At 28.1% G+C, this 17811-nt stretch carries 17 protein-coding genes; 9 read left to right on the forward strand and 8 right to left on the reverse strand.

Features of this window, described 5'->3' with window-relative positions; genetic code table 11:
* Nucleotides 1–4 precede the first annotated feature (4 nt).
* On the reverse strand, nt 5–1321 hold the full coding sequence (locus HRT41_06650; protein ID NQY23695.1) for an SH3 domain-containing protein: 1317 nt from the start codon (nt 1319–1321) through the stop codon (nt 5–7).
* Between the two features lie 156 nt (nt 1322–1477).
* Here HRT41_06650 and HRT41_06655 point away from each other — a divergent pair, with 156 nt between their 5' ends.
* Nucleotides 1478–2320 carry a GGDEF domain-containing protein gene (locus HRT41_06655; protein NQY23696.1) on the forward strand — a complete coding sequence of 281 codons (843 nt, stop codon included), beginning with the start codon at nt 1478–1480 and terminating at the stop codon, nt 2318–2320.
* 27 nt (nt 2321–2347) lie between these two features.
* On the opposite strand, the gene HRT41_06660 is transcribed toward HRT41_06655, so the two are convergent.
* Entirely contained in the window at nt 2348–2626 is a 279-nt protein-coding gene (locus HRT41_06660) for a c-type cytochrome (GenBank protein NQY23697.1), read from the reverse strand.
* 416 nt (nt 2627–3042) lie between these two features.
* On the opposite strand from HRT41_06660, the gene ovoA reads away from it, so the two are divergent.
* Nucleotides 3043–5133 carry a 5-histidylcysteine sulfoxide synthase gene (gene ovoA / locus HRT41_06665; GenBank protein ID NQY23698.1) on the forward strand — a complete coding sequence of 697 codons (2091 nt, stop codon included), beginning with the start codon at nt 3043–3045 and terminating at the stop codon, nt 5131–5133.
* 36 nt (nt 5134–5169) lie between these two features.
* Nucleotides 5170–6414: a ComEC/Rec2 family competence protein gene (locus tag HRT41_06670; protein NQY23699.1), complete on the forward strand. Its 1245-nt coding sequence runs from the start codon at nt 5170–5172 to the stop codon at nt 6412–6414.
* 47 nt (nt 6415–6461) lie between these two features.
* On the opposite strand, the gene HRT41_06675 is transcribed toward HRT41_06670, so the two are convergent.
* The 5 genes from HRT41_06675 to tatB are packed head-to-tail and all read right to left on the reverse strand — an operon-like array spanning nt 6462 to nt 10730.
* Nucleotides 6462–7796, reverse strand: coding sequence for a sodium-dependent transporter (locus HRT41_06675; protein NQY23700.1), 1335 nt, complete (start codon nt 7794–7796; stop codon nt 6462–6464).
* An 8-nt stretch (nt 7797–7804) separates the two neighbouring features.
* A complete protein-coding gene (locus HRT41_06680) occupies nt 7805–8554 on the reverse strand; it encodes a 3'-5' exonuclease (protein NQY23701.1) in 750 nt (249 codons plus the stop codon).
* A gap of 13 nt (nt 8555–8567) precedes the next feature.
* On the reverse strand, nt 8568–9590 hold the full coding sequence (gene queA, locus HRT41_06685; GenBank protein NQY23702.1) for a tRNA preQ1(34) S-adenosylmethionine ribosyltransferase-isomerase QueA: 1023 nt from the start codon (nt 9588–9590) through the stop codon (nt 8568–8570).
* Nucleotide 9591: 1 nt separating this feature from the next.
* Nucleotides 9592–10320 (reverse strand): twin-arginine translocase subunit TatC, encoded by a 729-nt coding sequence (gene tatC, locus HRT41_06690; protein NQY23703.1) that lies wholly within the window; start codon nt 10318–10320, stop codon nt 9592–9594.
* Complete coding sequence (gene tatB / locus HRT41_06695) at nt 10320–10730, reverse strand: Sec-independent protein translocase subunit TatB (GenBank protein NQY23704.1); 411 nt, start codon at nt 10728–10730, stop codon at nt 10320–10322. Before tatB ends, tatC begins: the two co-directional genes overlap by 1 nt.
* Before the next feature lie 142 nt (nt 10731–10872).
* On the opposite strand from tatB, the gene HRT41_06700 reads away from it, so the two are divergent.
* From HRT41_06700 to HRT41_06725, 6 genes are all read left to right on the forward strand, one after another.
* On the forward strand, nt 10873–11625 hold the full coding sequence (locus tag HRT41_06700; protein ID NQY23705.1) for a TerB family tellurite resistance protein: 753 nt from the start codon (nt 10873–10875) through the stop codon (nt 11623–11625).
* A gap of 62 nt (nt 11626–11687) precedes the next feature.
* Nucleotides 11688–11918, forward strand: a complete 231-nt coding sequence (locus HRT41_06705) for a (2Fe-2S)-binding protein (GenBank protein ID NQY23706.1) — start codon at nt 11688–11690, stop codon at nt 11916–11918.
* Nucleotides 11919–11925: 7 nt separating this feature from the next.
* Nucleotides 11926–12141, forward strand: a complete 216-nt coding sequence (locus HRT41_06710; GenBank protein ID NQY23707.1) for a hypothetical protein — start codon at nt 11926–11928, stop codon at nt 12139–12141.
* A gap of 22 nt (nt 12142–12163) precedes the next feature.
* Nucleotides 12164–12922, forward strand: coding sequence for an NAD+ synthase (locus tag HRT41_06715; GenBank protein ID NQY23708.1), 759 nt, complete (start codon nt 12164–12166; stop codon nt 12920–12922).
* Between the two features lies 1 nt (nt 12923).
* Complete coding sequence (locus HRT41_06720; protein NQY23709.1) at nt 12924–14060, forward strand: DegT/DnrJ/EryC1/StrS aminotransferase family protein; 1137 nt, start codon at nt 12924–12926, stop codon at nt 14058–14060.
* 1 nt (nt 14061) lies between these two features.
* A complete protein-coding gene (locus tag HRT41_06725; protein NQY23710.1) occupies nt 14062–15009 on the forward strand; it encodes a tetraacyldisaccharide 4'-kinase in 948 nt (315 codons plus the stop codon).
* A 2-nt stretch (nt 15010–15011) separates the two neighbouring features.
* Here HRT41_06725 and HRT41_06730 read toward each other — a convergent pair whose 3' ends face one another.
* The gene (locus HRT41_06730; protein NQY23711.1) at nt 15012–17786 is read right to left on the reverse strand and encodes an EAL domain-containing protein; all 2775 of its coding nucleotides are present in this window, start codon (nt 17784–17786) and stop codon (nt 15012–15014) included.
* Between the last annotated feature and the right edge of the window lie 25 nt (nt 17787–17811).

Consider the following 17811-nt stretch of genomic DNA (forward strand, 5'->3'; position numbering starts at 1 on the left):
GCTTTTAATTGTTTAATAAAACAAGTCCTTTTATTTTGGATAATAAAGAATCTTTATTGTCTTGATTTCTTGCAGTAAAAGGTTCTAGTGAGGAAATAACTGCTTTCCCAATAATATTTTTATTTTTTACACCTTCTTCATTTTGTCCTACAATACTCCAAAGATTATGAAAAATAATAGGTTCATTGTTTTTATGCCCAATATATAACATAATATGACCTTGTTTATAAAGAAGGGTTAAAAAAGGAACTCCATGTTTTATCAAAAACGCTTTTTTCTCTTTATTGTTTAATTTCTCCATACTTAGGTATTTGCCATTTTTACTTTGAGATCTTGAATTTCTGTCCAAATAAATACCAAAAGGAGATAAAAAATCTCTGGTTAACTCAGAACAATCTCTTGCATGAAAGGTACCACCCCAACCATAAGGCTCATTAATAAGCTCATTGGTTAAAGAGGTAAGATTAGAGGTATTAAAAGCTATGGGTGCTTTTTTTACATTGTCAGAAGAAATATGTATATAAGAAATAAGACCTTTTAACGATCCATGTTTTCTTACTATGAAAAATTCATCGCTTTTTTTGCCTCTTTTATAAGGAAAAATAGTTCCAACTTTTACATTTTCAATAAACATATTGTGTTTATAAATCGCAAAATTATCTTTTGTTGCAATGAAATAATCTTTTGTTTTAAAAAGTTTTATTAGTTTAGCACTTACATAAGCTAAATCTTTCATTTTCAACCATCCAGAAGTATAGGCTGTTTGTGCATAAGCCCAGGCTTTATCTTTTGAGAGATGAGAAATTACAATAGGGGTGTTTATTTTAATACTAGAAGCTTGATTATAATCAAAAGCTAAAGCAGAAGCATTGTCTTTAAAATTGTAAAATATTTTTCCATCACTTGGAAATACTCTTAAGTTTGAGTTATTAACAGTAATAGCATTTTTCATCAAAGTATTGTACTTTTTAAAGTTTGAATTGTATGTTTGTTTTTTAAACCAAGAAGAAGGAATTTTTTGAAAATTTGAGCTGTAAACGTCTCTTTTAGCATACATTAAACCCCATTGCGCTTCTTCTTTTGAAAAAGAAAACTTTCTAATTTCCCAGGGTTTAAAATGTTTCCTTATTAAGTGTTTGAATTTTTTATCTTGTTTATTTATACTTGATTCTATCTTTTGTGCATAAAACAAAGGGTTTTGTGAAACGTTTAAAGAGACTTGTTTCTCTTGCTGTGTGTTTTGTACTTGTACCTGTGGTTTTGTAGAAGAACAAGCAATAAATAAAAAGCTTAAACTTATTAATAGAATGTGTGTTTTCAATGTTTTACCTTTTAATAATATATTGTATAAAACAATGCTTCTTTTTTATTAAACAAAGAAAGCAGTATTGAAAAATTGTATCATAATAATAAAAAAAATGCCTTAGCTCTTAAACAAAGATAAGATACACTTCTTTAAATAAAAAAAGGCAAATAAATGCTACAACTTAGTGTCGATCAAAAAGTTTTTGAAGATATTTTAAATGCACAACAAAAAATATTAAGAAAAGACTTTTCCAAATATTGGCAAAAAGAGCTTTTAGAACCTAAAATACTAAATGATAAAATCAGCTATTCCATTAAAAACATACAGAAACTAAAAATAGTAAATGGTTTGGGCTCTTTAAAACCTCAGCTTATTATTGAATGTACTTCCTTAAAATACAATACTAAAGAACAATGTTTTGAATTTCACTTAGGTATTATATTAGAACAAAAGAATACAACTTCTATTGATTTAAGAGATGAGATAATAAAAAAGCTTTTAAAAGAAAAAGAAGACATGGCAGATATTATGTTTAGGGATTATTTAACAGGTTTATATAACAGGTATAAAATGAAAGATGATTTAAATGCTTATGTTAAACGCTTGGATTCAAACAAACTCTCTGCTGTTTTTGTAGATGCAGATAGGTTTAAAGGTATTAATGATAAGTTTGGTCATGATGCAGGGGATGAAGCTTTAAAATACTTAAGTTCGAAACTACAAGATTATTGTTTGCTTTTAAATGCACAGGTATATAGGTTTGGAGGAGAAGAGTTTATTCTTTTATGTTTTAAAGAAGAAGAAGAATTGTTAAAAATTCTAAACAGACTAAGAATTGAAATTAAAAGTCAAAAAGTACCAAATGTAAAAGAAAGTATTAGTCTTACTGTATCAATGGGTGTTGCATTTTGGAAAAATGCCAGTTCTAAAGATGATTTAATTAAAAGAGCAGATTTAGCTGTATATGAAGCCAAAGAACAAGGACGAAATAAAGTTTTAGTTCATCAAACCTAGAAAATCTAGATTTGATAATAAAATGTCTTATTTACCGATTTTATCAGCAATTGCTTGAATATCAGCAGCGCTTAATTTAGCAACTTGACCTTTCATAAGACCTTTCATTGGTCCACCGTAAGATCCATCTTTATAACCGTTTAGTGCAGCTACAATTTCAGACTTAGTCATATCTTTCATTACTTTTGATTTACCTAATGCTTTTTTCTCTCCGTTTGCTCCATGACATCCAGCACATTTTGCATAAGGTGCAGAGAATGCTGCAGTTGCAGCAAGAATACAGGCCATTATTACTAATTTTTTCATTTTGTTTCCTTTTAATGTTTGTAAATGTAGTTATTTTAAACTAAACTAAATTAAAATTACTTGATTACTATCAAAGCTTAGATTAAAATTGTAAATTTTTTGTGTATTGCTACTTTTTTTCTCTGATTTTGATTATTTTATTTATTAAAAAACCTGAGAATGGGGAGTTATTGATATTGAATATTATTATTAAATAATATTGTTCCTCTTTTTACTCTAAAATAATTAAATATAATCCCTTATAAGTAAACGAAGAATACACATAAAATGACTAAAGTGCGGAAATTTATAAAAGAGAATTTACCATAAATTCTCTTTACTTTATTAAAGGTAAGTTATGGTTATAATGTACCCTACAATTTTACCCATAGTAATTATTACTATAAAACACTCAAAAAATCACTAAGAGAGATAAAATGAATTATATAAAAGATACCATTGTTTTAGATACTGGCAGTATAGAAGAGAAAAGAAAAGAAATTAAAGAATATTTTTTGCAAACCTTTGAACTGGATGAAAAACTTTTTGATTTATTAAAAGATAAAAAAGATATCTTAAAACAACCCAATAGACTAAGACATCCTTTGGTTTTTTATTTTGGACATACTGCAACATTTTTTGTTAATAAACTAATGGTAGCTAATATCATTAAAGAACGTGTAAATAAGACCTTTGAAGCAACATTTGCTATAGGGGTAGATGAAATGACTTGGGATGATTTAAATGCAAGCAGTTATGCCTGGCCTAGTTATGAAGAAACAAAAATCTATAGAGATGAAGTTAAAGCTATGGTATTAGGACTAATTGATAATATAGAATTTACTATGCCTATTAATTGGGATTCTCCTATGTGGATTATACTTATGGGTATTGAACATGAAAACATTCATATAGAAACATCTTCTGTATTGTTAAGAGAATTAGATCTAGAGTATTTAAGCTCTAAAGCTTTGTTTACTTATAACAATGAAGCTTCTTCAACCTATCCTAAAAATGAGCTCATAAAAGTTCTTGGTTCTACAGTGGTTTTACAAAAAGACAGAGAAGATCCTAAAGCTTATGGATGGGACAATGAATTCTCTTACCATAAAGCAAGTATCAAAGATTTTGAAGCTTCTAAGTACTTAGTATCTAATGGAGAGTTTTTAGAGTTTATTGAAGCAGGGGGCTATTCTAAACTGCATTACTTTAGTGAAGAGGGTATTCAATGGTTAGATCATTCAGAAGCCTGTTATCCAAAGTTTTGGGTAAAACGAGACAATGCGTATTATTTAAGAGAAATCAATAGAGAAGTTGAGCTTCCTTTAAATTATCCTGTAGATGTAAATGCACATGAAGCAGAAGCATTTTGTAAATACAAAAGTGAGCTTTTAGGCTATGAAGTAAGACTGGCCAGTGAAGATGAGTTTTATGCTTTAAATGATTATGTTAAGGCACAAGACAAAGAAGCCAATATTGCACTTAAATATTTTAATCAAACGCCTGTAGATAAATATGCTTTTGATGATTTTTATGATGTTGTTGGGAATGTATGGCAATGGAGTACTACTCCTATGTATCCTTTTGATGATTTTTTAGAACATAAATCTTATGATGATTTTACTACTCCTACTTTTGATGATAAACACTGTTTAATGAAAGGGGGCTCTTTTATGTCTTTAGGAAATGAAGTTTTACGTTCTGCTAGATATGCTTTTAGAAAAGATTTTTATCAACATGCTGGCTTTAGATATGTTAAATCAAGTAATGAGTACAGAACAAAATTAAATGACAATGTATATGAAACCGATGAATCCATTTCTCAATACTGTGAATTTCATTATGGAGCTGAGAACTTTGGCGTAAAAAACTTTTGTGTGAATGCGGTTGAAATTGTAAAAGATTTTATTCCTAAAAACAAAACCATAAAAGCTTTGGATTTAGGTTGTTCAGTAGGACGATCTACTTTTGAACTTGCTAAACATTATGATGAGGTATTAGGAATTGATTTTTCTGCTAATTTTATTAATGTTGGAATAAAACTGGTTAAATACGATACTTTGACGTATAAAGATAAAAGAGAAGGTGAAATCTTTGATAATAAAGTTATTTCATTAAAAGACTTAGGACTAGATGAGTATAAAAATAAGGTAAGTTTTATGCAAGGAGATGCGTGTAATTTAAAAGACAATTATACGGCTTATGATTTGATTTTTTGTTCAAATTTAATTGATAGATTGTATTCTCCCCAAAAATTCTTAGAAGATATTCCAACACGTGTAAATAAAGAGGGTCTTTTAGTGATATTAAGTCCTTATACGTGGTTAGAAGAATACACACCAAGAGAAAACTGGTTGGGTGGATATATTAAAGACAATAAAGAAATATCTACCTTGCAGACATTAAAAGAGTCTTTAAGCGACTTTGAATTGCTTCATACAACAGATGTACCTTTTGTTATTAAAGAGAGTAAACGAAAATATCAACATACTTTATCTGAAATGTCAATTTGGAAAAAAATCAAATAGTTTAATAATTTAAATCATTATTTCATATAATGGTTTATGAAATTAAAAAAACTAAAACTACTTAAAAACAAACAAGAATATATCAAGGCTTGTTTGTTTTTAGCTTTAATACTTTTATTAAGTACTTTGTATGAATATACTTCTTATAAAAACGTTAAAAAGAATGTATTGTACGAAGACTCTTTTACTATTTTGTTCTTTTATAAAAAAGACGATTTTTATATTAGTAAATTAACAAACAATGATTTCACGTTTTACAGTAAAATACCCAAAGACTATAATTTAAATGAAATAAAAAACATTCAATTATTACTTTTAACAAAAAATATTACTTTTTATTCTTATCTTAAGGGTTTTTATACCAACAGTATTGTTTTATATGCCAACAGTTCTATACCTACTACAAAAAGCAGACTTTCTTCTTTAATTAAACAGCAGCATGAGAATATATTAATGCAGCACTTATATCAAGCCTTGTTTTTAGGACAAAGTATGGCAAAAAGTTTACGAAAAGCTATTAATACTTATGGCGTATCGCATTTATTTGCCATTTCTGGTTTTCACCTAGGAGTGATTGTTCTTGTTTTATATTTTATTTTGCATCTTTTGTATAAAAATATACATCAGCAGTTTTTTCCTTATAGAAATAAAAGAATGGATATTTTATTGGCTATTTTTTGTTTCTTGTTTTTTTATTTGTATTTGATTGGCTTTTTAGCATCGTTTTTAAGAGCCTTTATAATGTTTTGTATTGCTTTAGTCCTATTACGTTCCCATATCAAACTTTTCTCTTTTACAAGCCTCTTATTAACCTTTATGCTTATTATATGTTTTTTTCCTAAGTATATATTTTCTTTATCTTTGTATTTTTCTTTAGCAGGTGTATTTTATATATTTTTGTATTTTGTACATTTGAAAAATTTAAATAAAAAAATATCATTTTTATTTTTTAATATTTGGATTTTTGCTGCTTTAAATCCTATTATTCACTATTTTTTCCCTCTTACTTCTTTGTATCAGCTTTTTTCACCCCTCTTGTCTTTATTGTTCATTCTTTTTTACCCTTTTGTTTTGTTTTTGCATCTTATTAATGAAGGTTCTTTTTTTGATGAATATTTACTTTGGATTTTATCTTATGAGGTGAGTACTTATAATTATGATACGAATATTTATTTTTTGTTTATATATATTGTTTTTTCTTTTTTAAGTATTAAATCAAGAAAAGCATTTATTGTTTTAAATATTTTATTGTTTGTATTTAATATAAAAGTTTTTGTTTAAGAGTGGTACTTACAGGTAAGAAGTAAAAATACTTCTTACCTGTAATGTTAAGAGATTAGTCCCAGTTTGTTTACTAATAAAATAGTAATAGCTAAAGGTACAAGATATTTAACTAAAATATACCAAAGATTAAATACTAAAATAGAAGTGTGTTTTTCAAAGCTTGTTTGTAATAATTTTTTATCTACAAAATAACCTAAAAATACGCAGGTTAAAATAGCAGCAAGTGGCATCATAACAGAGGATGTAATAAAATCCATCCAATCAAAAGCGTTTTTACCAGAAAAACTTAATAAAGAACCGTATTCATCTGACATTGATAATAAAGCTATTATTCCAAGTATATAAAATACAGCACCACATAATACTGTTGCACTTCGTCGTGTCATTTTGAAACGTTCAATAAAAAACATTAAAGCAGGCTCAATCATAGAAACAGCAGAAGTAATTCCAGCAAATACTAAAGCCAGAAAAAATGAGATAGCAATAACTTGTCCTAATATTCCCCAAGAAGAAAATATTACAGGAAGAGATATAAATACTAAACCAGGTCCAGAAGCACTTGGTGCTCCTGCTTCAAACAAGAAAGTGAAGATAATTAAACCCGAAATAAGTGCAATAGATGTATCTATAATTGCTACATACAACGAAGATTTAATAAAATTAGACCCTTTAGGAAGCGCGGCTGAGTAGGTAAGAATAGTACCAATTCCTAAAGACAAGGTGAAAAAAGCTTGCCCTAGTGCTGCTAAAAGTGCATCTTCGTTGATTTTTGAAAAATCAGGGATAAACATAAAACTCATGGCTTTTGAAAAAGAATCCAAAGACAAAGCATATAAAAGTAGGCCAAATAAAATAAGTGCTAATAAAGGCATCAAAATTAAGTTTACTTTTTCAATTCCCTCTTTTATTCCTTTTAGAACAATGTAAATTACGGTAATAGATATCAAGGTATGATAAAATATTTGTGTATTAATATCTTTTGTTAATGCGCCAAAACTAGCCCCTGCTATTGAAGCTTCACTGGGTAAAGATGAAAATGAACTTACTACATAATGCAAAATCCAACCCAAAACGACAGAATAAAATGCCAAAATAATAAGACCTGTAAAGACCATAAATCCCGTATATTTCCATAAAGGATTTTTTTTACTTGATGTTTTAACAAAAGCGCTTGCTACATTACTTTCTGCATATTGACCTATAAATGATTCTGCTATAAATACAGATAATCCAATAAGCAAAATACAAAGAAGGTAAATAAGAACAAAAGCTCCTCCTCCAAATTCCCCTGTAATATAAGGGAACTTCCATATATTTCCTAGTCCAACAGCTGAGCCTGCAGCCGCTAGAATAAAACCTATTCTTGAAAACTTATTCAATTTTTTCCTTAATAATTATTTGTATTTAATACTTTGTCTAAAGTATATTTTAAATCTTCATCTAAATCCATATTTGATTTCATCCAGTTAAGGTATGAAGCATCCTCTTTTGCTACTTGTGCAATTTCTTTACCCTTATGTTTTCCAAATTTAAAGGTTTTAATTAAAACAGGTGTTCGTGTTAAATCTACTAAACGCTCAATTGGGTTATAATCTGGATAAAGTTCTCTTGCTTTTGTTATTAATTTTGATAAAAAGAGTTTCATTACTAAAACATCTCCCAACGCATCATGGGCTTTAATTACAATATTAAGTTTTGCTGCTTCTTCTTTTTCTGTTTTATACAATTCAAGTGCATATCTCAAATATTGTAAACGATGATAAGGAAGATCTGGAAAAAGATGTTTTGCACATCTTAGCGTATCAATTAACTGTAAATTATTTTCAAAACCTTCTTTTTTTATCATTCCTAAATCAAAAGAAATATTATGAGCTATTAAATAGTTCTCATTAGTATTTAACTCTAATAATTTTTTATAAAAGTTTGTTTCAGTAGCTTTTGGTTTTCCTTCAAACATATCAGGTGTTAGGTTATGAACTTCCATTGCTTCAATTTTAATTTTTTCTTCACTGGAACACAATTCATCAAATACTTCTAAAGAAGAGTCTTGATTAATAATCATAGCACCAAACTGTATGATTCTGTCTTCGTCTTTATTTCCTGTAGTTTCTGTATCAAATAATATATATTTTGCCATATTTTTTCCTTCTTTATATAATCAACATACCGTCACCATAAGAAAAAAATCGATATTCTTCTTTTATGGCTTCTTGGTAAATTTCCATGGTTTTTTCTAAACCAACAAAACTAGCAATTAACATAATCAAAGTAGATTTTGGTAAATGAAAGTTGGTTAGTAAATGGTCTACTTTAATGGGTTTGTTTGAGGTATTTAAAAATAAATCACACTCTCCTTGTATCATATTTGTACGTGCATAATATTCTACTGTTCGTGTAACGGTTGTTCCAACAGCAAGAATCTTTTTAGCAGTATCAATGGCTTCTTTTGCATCTATTCCTATATGAAAATATTCACTGTGCATAGGATGATCTAAAATATTTTCAGCATCAACGGGTTTAAACGTACCTGCTCCTACATGCAAAGTAAGGTAATTCACTTTATACTTCTCATTTATTTTTTCAAGTAAGTCTTTTGTAAAATGCAGTGATGCTGTAGGAGCTGCTACTGCTCCATAGTTTTTAGCAAAAAGTGTTTGATAATCTTCATTGTCTTTTTGTACATCTTCTCTGTTCATATAATGAGGCAAAGGCAAATGCCCAATACTGTTTAATAAATCAATAAGTTCTAAAAAATCCAATTGTTTTTCATTTTGAAAGAATTTTACAACACGTGTGCCATCTTCATTGATTTCTAGAACTTCAACTCTAAGGTTTTGTTCAAAATATAATACAGAACCAATATTTACTTTGCCTTTAATCATTACTAAAAAACGGTTCATAAATAAAGCTTTATTAAACAAAAGCTCAATTTTTCCACCTGTGTCTTTTTTTCCATAAATACGGGCTTTTATAACTTTTGTATCGTTTAAAAATACAGACAGGTTTGCTGGTAAATAGTCCATTAGATGTTCAAAAGTAGAATGTATGATTTCATTCTTTTCTCTGTTATATACTAAGAGTTTTGCTTTATCAGCTGGATACAGTGGTTTGTTTGCTATGAGTTCTTGTGGTAACAAATAGTCATAACTTGAGGTTTTAAGTGGGTCTTTAATTTTATTCTTCATCTTCATCTTTACTACTTGGATTAAATACTTTTGCTATATAAATGGATACACCGTATAATAATATTAGTGGACCTGCCATTAAAAATTGTGTGATTACATCAGGAGGAGTTAATAGTGCTGAAAATATAAAAATGATAACAACAGCATATTTAAAAAAATCTTTTAACATTTGATCATCAACTAAACCAATTTTTGCTAAAAAGAAAGTAATTACAGGTAATTCAAACGATACCCCAAAACCAAATAATAATTTGGTGAAAAAACCGACATATTTTCCAATACTTGGTAAAATAGTTACAACAGTAGAACCAAAAGCAATTAAAAATTCAAAACCAAAAGGTACTACTACATAATAAGCAAAAGCTGCACCTGATACAAACATTAATGTTGCAAAAAAAACAAAAGGAAATACCAGTTTTTTTTCATGATCATAAAGACCAGGTGCCATAAATAACCATAACTGCCAAAATATGACAGGTAAAGAAAGAAAAAAAGCAGAAAAGAAAGAAACTTTTAAAGCAGTGAAAAATGTTTCTTGTATTTCAATTGCAACCATTTGAGAACCCTCAGGTAAAACCGCTTTAACAGGTTGCATCATCCATTCTAAAATAGGTTCGTAAAATGAAAAACAAATAAAGAACATAACTATTAGCGTAAGAATACTAATAACCAAACGTTTTCGTAAGTCAGCAATATGAGGTTTTAGTTCTTCAAACATTATTGATTATCCTCATCTTTTTTTACTTTAAATTTATCGCTTGCTTTTACTGTTTCTTTTTTACTCGTAGTATTTTCTTCTGTTGTAATTTCTTGATTTTGTTTTTTTTCTTTTTTGGAAGGAGCACTTAGGGGCTCATCATCCTCTACATCAAAGGATTTTGATAAATTATCTAAAGAAACACTGTTTTTAGCATTTTCAATTTGTGCTTTGAATTTACTGGCTTCTGCTTTCATATCAGAAATATTAAGTTCACTGTCCAATGTTGATTTTGCATCATCAATGCCTGATTTGAATTTTTTTAAAAATTTTGCAATTTCTACCATGGCCGTTGGTAGTTTATCTGGCCCCAAAGCAATAATAGCAATAATAGCTACTAATAGTATTTCCATAAAACCCATTCCGAACATATAATCTCCATTATTTATACAATATTTACTTGCATTTATTAACAAAAGTATAGTATTTAACAATATACTTTTTTTTTAAGCTTTAAAAGATGTGATTTTACCTAATTTTTGATAAAATTACACAAAATTATGAAGGTTACCTATGAAATTCTTAGTATTATTACTTGTTGGTTTTGTTTTGTATTTAATATCACGTTCGTATAAAACAGAAAAATTTGTTAATATTAATCTAAATGTTAAAGACAGATACACGGGTGATTTAATGCACCATGAAGCAGGTTTGTTAGTTGCCTTAATGGCAAAAGTAGCAAAAGCAGATGGACAAGTTTCTGAATTAGAAGCACAAGTATTAAAACACACCTTTTCTGATATTTCTTCTCATTTTGAAAACCAAGAAGAAATTAGAGAAAAATTAAAAGAAATATTTAGCAAAGAAAAAGACAGTTTTGATAATACAGTTGATGTGTGTAATAAACTGTATAAGTTAACATCAAACGATTATGCTAAACGTGTTAAAGTACTAGAATACCTACTGAACCTTGCTTTCATTGATAAAGACTTTTCAAAAACGGAAGAAATGATTGTTGAAGACATAGCAAGTGCTTTAAAAATCAAACAAAGTGATTATGAAAATATAGTACAAAACTTTAAGAATTTTTATGCAAATGCAGCACAAAATGCAAGTAAAACCTTAGAGGAAGCTTATGAGATATTGGGGATTAATGAACAAAGTGATGATAAAACTATCAAAAATGCTTATCGTGCTTTGGTTAAAAAATATCATCCTGATATCATTACAGGGCAGGGTGCTGCTCAAAATATTATTGATGAAGCTACTTCTAAATTACAAGAAATTAACGAAGCCTATCAAATGATTAAAGAAAGTAAAAAATAATTACTGTATACTTAAATTTAAGAATTAGTATAAGAATTAAAATAATAGAATAAAGGCTAGTTTTGGCACAAAAGTTTTTACATTCATATATTGTTTGTAGCTGCAAAAATGTAAGTTTATCAGAAATACTATTTGCAATAAAAGAAAAAAATGCCAAAAACTTAAAAGATATTGCTTTTTATACCGATGCCGGAAGTGCTTGTGGCTCTTGTACCTGTAAAGAAAAGGATGTTGGTGAAAAAAAAATGGATTTATATTTAAGTCAAATTCTGGATAAATACAATAAAAAATGAAGAGAAAATGATAAAACAAACATTAATAGATGATATAAAAGAACTTATTAAAACGAATAAAGAGGATGTAATAGAGATTAATCCAAAGTTTTTGGATTATTTCACTCAAGAAGAGTTAGAAAGCATAAGAGATAATTTAGTTATTAAAAAATTGACACAAAAAGAAAACAATTCATTATTTCTTGATGAAATTTATGAAAAAACAAAAAAAGATAAGATATAATAATTTTTACGAGGGTTTTATAATGAATTTTGAAGATATAAAAAAACAATTAATTGAATTTTTAAAAACAGAAGTGTCAAAAACAGGACTTCAAAAAGTAACTGTAGGTATTTCAGGTGGATTAGATTCTGCAATTGTTGCCGTTTTATGTAAAGAAGCCTTTGGTGATAATTTTTCAGGGGTATTAATGCCTTCTCAATTTTCATCTGATTCATCTATTAAAGATGCAGTAAAATTATGTGAAGAGTTTGATATCTCTTATGAAGTTGTTGAAATAAAACCAATGTTAGAAGCATATATTAAAAATATGAATGAAGATAAACTACGCATTGGAAATTATTCAGCAAGAATAAGAATGTCTGTTTTATATGATATTTCAGCACGTGATAAGTCTTTAGTTATAGGAACTTCTAATAAGAGTGAAATTTTATTAGGTTATGGAACCATTTTTGGAGATATTGCTTGTGCTATTAACCCAATTGGGCAGATGTATAAGAGTGATGAATTTGAGTTTGCTAAGTATTTAGGCGTTGTTGCTGCTATAATTGAGAAAAAACCAAGTGCAGATTTATGGGAAGGCCAAAGTGATGAAGATGATCTTGGTTATTCTTATAGTGTAATGGATCAGGTTTTAAAACAATTAGTTGATGAGAATAAAAGCAAAGAACAATTAATTAAAGACGGCGTAGAAAAAGAGTTAATAGAAATGTGTGAATATCGAATAAAGAGTAATGCGTTTAAAGGGAAGTTACCAATAATTGCAAATATTAAAGGATATTAGTATGAAAGAAATTGCATTTTACAGAGCCAGTGTTGATCAAGAAGAAATAAAACAACTTGAATCCGCTTTGACATATACCAAAGATGGTTCTAAGGTTGAAAAGTTTGAAGAGAGTATTGCACAGTTTGTTGGATCAAAACATGCTGTTGCTACGTGTAATGCAACAGCTGCAATTCATCTAGCACTTAGCTCAATTAAACTAAAACGTGGAGATAAGATTCTAATGTCTGTTAATTCTTTTGTAAATGTTCCCGAAGTAGTTAGACATTTTGATGCGGAACCTATTTTTATTGATATGAATATGGAAGATATGAATATTGATTTAAATAAATTCGAAAAAGTTTTAGAAGAAAATAAGTCAAAAAAATTAAGAGGGGCTATTATCTCTTTTGTGGCTGGGCAAACGCCTGATTTAGACAGATTATATGCTATTTGTAAAAAATACAATATTATTTTAATTGAAGATGCAACGTGTGCTTTAGGTGTTACTTATAAAAATGAAACAATTGGTTCATTAAAAGCAGATATGACAATATTCTCAACCAATCCCTCTAATGGAAAACATGCCGTTTCACGCTGTGGAATTTTGGTTACAAATAATGAAGAAATTGCTGCTCGTGCAAGATTATTACGAACACATGCATTAACTACTACATATGATGATTATGGAAACTTAGATTATATTTATGATATTGTTGATATTGGACATAAATACGATATGAGTGAATTAGATGCTGCTTTTTCTTTGGCTCAATTGCAAAAAACCAATAAATTTATTAAAAGAAGAAAAGAAATTGCAAAAATGTATGAAGATCGTTTGGCGGGTGTAAAACACATAACAACTCCTGCTCATAAAGATGAACATATTTTTACTCAGTATATTATTAAAGTATCACGAAACAGAGATGCTTTTGCTAGAGCATTAAAAGAAAAAGGAATAGCAACAGGTCTTAATTATATTCCTTTACATCTTTTATCGTATTATAAAAATAAATACTCTATTAAAATTACCGCTTATGGAACCGCTTTAACTTCTTACCAGCAAATTCTTTCAATTCCAATGTATCCTGGATTAAGTGATGAAGAAGTGAATTATATTTGTGACCAAATTATTGACATAGCGTCTTCTTGGATTTAATTTGCGACAAAAAATAATTTTATGGATAGAAGATTATCTTTTCTATCCAGATTTTTTTCAAAAACTGCTTTCTTTTTTTTTACTGCCTTTAACTTTCATATATATATTAATTATTACCTTTAAAAAAGTAGGGGTAAAAAAAACAGATTTTGGCCTTCCTATTATTTCTATTGGAAATTTAATTGTAGGTGGAAGTGGTAAAACTCCTTTTGTTTTAGAATTGGCAAAAAATAAAGAAAATGTAGCTGTAATTTTAAGAGGTTACGGGCGAAGCAGCAAGGGTTTACATATTGTATCGTATAGAGGGGATATCAAAGTAGATATTAATACTTCTGGGGATGAAGCTATGTTACTTGCAAATAGTTTGCCAAAAGCTAGTATTATTGTTGCCGAAAATAGAAAAGAAGCTATTTTAAAAGCGAAAACACTGGGATGTAGCCTTATTTTTTTAGATGATGGTTTTTCTAAATATGATATCAAAAAATTTGACATTTTATTAAAACCAAAACGTGAACCTGAAAATGTCTTTTGTTTGCCTTCTGGTGGCTATAGAGAACCTAAAATGATGTATGCTAGTGCTGATATCGTTTTACAAGAAGGTATCGATTTTGAGAGAATGGTTAGTTATAAATTAAACAATGAGGTAATATCTTCTTTGCCATTAAAACTCGTACTCTTAACAGCAATTTCAAAACCCAAACGCTTATTGGATTTTTTACCAAGTTATACTATTCTTGAAGCTTATGCAGATCATCATAGTTTTAAAAAAGAAGAAATTGATGAATTATTACTTAAGTATAAAGGATATTCTTTTATCACTACTTCAAAAGACTTGGTTAAATTAGAACAGTTTGATATAAAAGATATTTGTTTAATGTCTTTAGAGTTAAGAATATTAAAAAATATGGATAAAATGCAAGAATATATTTCTAATTATTATAAAAATTAGTTTTAGAGATCTTTTTGTGGTTTAGAAAAATAATAACCTTGAGAATAATCAAGATCTAATTCTTTTAGAACATTAAAGATTTCTTCATTTTCTACAAACTCTGCAACTGTTTTTAAGCCTTGTTTTTTTGTAAACAATAAAATACTTTCTACAATGTTTTTTTGATTTTCATCTTTATGGATATTTTTAATTAAAGAACCGTCAATTTTTATAAAGTCAACTTTTAATTTAGCCAAATAAGAAAAATTAGAATAACCGCTACCAAAATCATCAATAGCAACTTTACAGCCATAACGTTTTACTTTATTGATAAAAGAAATAATATCTTCAAAGTTTTCAATTCCCTCTGATTCAACAATTTCTAAAATAAGTCTGGAGCCACACTTATATTCTTCTAATTTATCATAAAGGTATTTACGCGTAGTATAAGATAAAATATCTTGAATGGTTAAATTAATTGAGAATTCAAAATCAAGATCTTTAAACTTTTTAAAGGTTTTTTCAATCATAATTTTGGTGAGTTCCCCATATAATTTTGCTTTTTTAGCATGCTCTAAAAATAAATAAGGAGACAGAACTTTACCATCACGATCAATTAGTCTTATTAAGGCTTCATATTTACTTACTTTTTTTGTTTTATTATCAACTATAGCTTGATAATACGGAACAATCCTATCTTCTGTGATAGCTTGTTTTATTTTCTCTATCATAATAATATTGTTTCTGATTTTTTCTTTTAGGGATGTCTCTGCATTAAAAAATACAATTTTTTTCCTTTGTTCTTTTGCTTCTTTTAACGCAATATGTGCAAGCGTATAAATATTTTTTCCTTTTGCAAATGCCATACCAGAAGTAGTATTAATAGAAATATCATATTTAGCAATTTTATAATGAAGATTTTCAAGCTCAAGAATTTTAAAATTGATACTTTTTAATAAAGATTCCCACTCTTTAGGGCGTTTACTAACAATCGCAAATTCATCCCCTGTAATTCTAAAAATATTATTTCCAAAAATTTCTTTTAAATTTTTCGTAAAAAGTTTAAGTACATTATCTCCAATATTGTATCCGAAGTAGTTATTAATTTCTGAAAATCTGTCTAAGTTAATTAAAATAAGAAGATATTTTTTTTCTTTCTTTTCAAAAAGTTTTAATAAAGCCTCTCGATTATTTACTTGTGTTAATTTATCAATTAAACCTTCTTTAATAATCTTATCTTTTAAAAATATTTCACTTACATCGGTACGTATGCTTATGTACTCAATGATTTTTCCTTTTTTATCAAAAATAGGAATCATCACTGCTTTTACATAATATTCTTCCCCTTTTTTATTTTTATTTTTAAAAGTATTTTGCCAAACCTTACCTTTTATGAGGGCATTCCACATGTTTACAAATAAGGAAGTAGGGGTATCTGGATGTCTAATTATATTATGGTTTTGTCCCATAAGCTCTTCTCTTGTATATCCAGAAGTTTGACAAAACTTATCATTAACATAAATAATTTGACCTTGTGCATCTGTTTTAGAAACAATAGCACTCTCATCTAGGGCTATTTTGTATTGGTTTAATAAGTCCTGACTTGAGGTTAATTCTTCTTGAATAGTATCAATTAAGTGTGTTTGCGCAGAAATCTTTTTTGATAAAACTTCTTGTTCTTTATTTGTTTCAATTTTTTTATTGATATTATTTTCTGAAAGAGAAAGTGTAGTACTAGTATTGTTTAATAAATACGTTTTTCCATTGTTATTGAAAAACTCTCCATAAGTAAAAAATCCACTGTTTTTTCCAACTTTATTTAAGATAGTAAATTCATTGTGTGTTTCATCATAAATAAAATGTTTTCTTGCACTACAGGAATAAACAAAAAGTACTTCAATGGGATTTTGAAGTATTCTTTCTTGGTGTTTATAGGTATCGTTTAAACTGTCTGTTTCGTGCGTAACAGAAAACTTTACCCTGTCCCCTTCTTGAATTTTTCCTGAAAATAAATAAGCATTGTCTTGTGTTTTTTCTCTAATTGAGAGTGCAACATTCATTGTTTTTTCAGTTTTTATAAGAGGAAATTCGTAGTCAAAATTGGGTAGCTGAGCTGCTATTTGTTTTCCTAAATAATGCGAATAAACCTCTTGTATAGGTTTATTATCAAGCTCATATATAATGTTATTTTCACATCTACTTACAAGCATTTCTTTTCCTACTGTACTCCAAGTAAGTGAATAATCAGAATAAACATTTAATTCTGTTGAATTTAATGAAAGTAAAACAATACCTTCTTTATAAATAGTATTGTCTTTGATAATGAAATTTTCTTTTCCATGATCTTCTCCACTTGCGCAACCTCCAGCTATAACAAGCGATTTATTATTCTTAGTAAAAGCATCAAGAAAACCTTCCGAATCATTTTTAAAAGTTTCTGAAAAAATAATGCAGACTTTTGTATCCCTTTTAATAATATTTTTTGCTGCTTTTAAGCCTTGAGAATAATTGGCTTTTGGGTAATAATATGCTTTTACGCGGGTATGTTCGAAAAAACAAAAGGAGATAAGAATTCTATCATTACATAGTTTCCCATTATTTATTCCTCCTGCACTGGAAGCGCCAATAAGAACTGCATGTGGAAGGCTTTCCTGTAGGTGTAACAGAATTTTTTGTATTATCTTTGTATTAAAATCAGCACAAAAAAGTTGTATCATAATAGTCTTAGAAGAAGGAAAATTTAATATTTCTTCTTCTAATTTTGTATGCGTATAAAATATGTGGTTAACTAAGTGCATAATCTTTTGTCTTTATTTAATAATT

Source organism: Campylobacteraceae bacterium (assembly GCA_013215945.1).
GTDB lineage: Bacteria > Campylobacterota > Campylobacteria > Campylobacterales > Arcobacteraceae > NORP36.

What these genes read in the sequence shown, in the direction of transcription:
- HRT41_06655 (NQY23696.1), top strand. Translation starts at nt 1,478, where the DNA reads ATGCTACAACTTAGTGTCGATCAAAAAGTTTTTGAAGATATTTTAAAT.
- HRT41_06660 (NQY23697.1), bottom strand. Translation starts at nt 2,626, where the DNA reads ATGAAAAAATTAGTAATAATGGCCTGTATTCTTGCTGCAACTGCAGCA.
- ovoA (NQY23698.1), top strand. Translation starts at nt 3,043, where the DNA reads ATGAATTATATAAAAGATACCATTGTTTTAGATACTGGCAGTATAGAA.
- HRT41_06670 (NQY23699.1), top strand. Translation starts at nt 5,170, where the DNA reads ATGAAATTAAAAAAACTAAAACTACTTAAAAACAAACAAGAATATATC.
- HRT41_06680 (NQY23701.1), bottom strand. Translation starts at nt 8,554, where the DNA reads ATGGCAAAATATATATTATTTGATACAGAAACTACAGGAAATAAAGAC.
- tatC (NQY23703.1), bottom strand. Translation starts at nt 10,320, where the DNA reads ATGTTTGAAGAACTAAAACCTCATATTGCTGACTTACGAAAACGTTTG.
- tatB (NQY23704.1), bottom strand. Translation starts at nt 10,730, where the DNA reads ATGTTCGGAATGGGTTTTATGGAAATACTATTAGTAGCTATTATTGCT.
- HRT41_06700 (NQY23705.1), top strand. Translation starts at nt 10,873, where the DNA reads ATGAAATTCTTAGTATTATTACTTGTTGGTTTTGTTTTGTATTTAATA.
- HRT41_06710 (NQY23707.1), top strand. Translation starts at nt 11,926, where the DNA reads ATGATAAAACAAACATTAATAGATGATATAAAAGAACTTATTAAAACG.
- HRT41_06715 (NQY23708.1), top strand. Translation starts at nt 12,164, where the DNA reads ATGAATTTTGAAGATATAAAAAAACAATTAATTGAATTTTTAAAAACA.
- HRT41_06720 (NQY23709.1), top strand. Translation starts at nt 12,924, where the DNA reads ATGAAAGAAATTGCATTTTACAGAGCCAGTGTTGATCAAGAAGAAATA.
- HRT41_06730 (NQY23711.1), bottom strand. Translation starts at nt 17,786, where the DNA reads ATGCACTTAGTTAACCACATATTTTATACGCATACAAAATTAGAAGAA.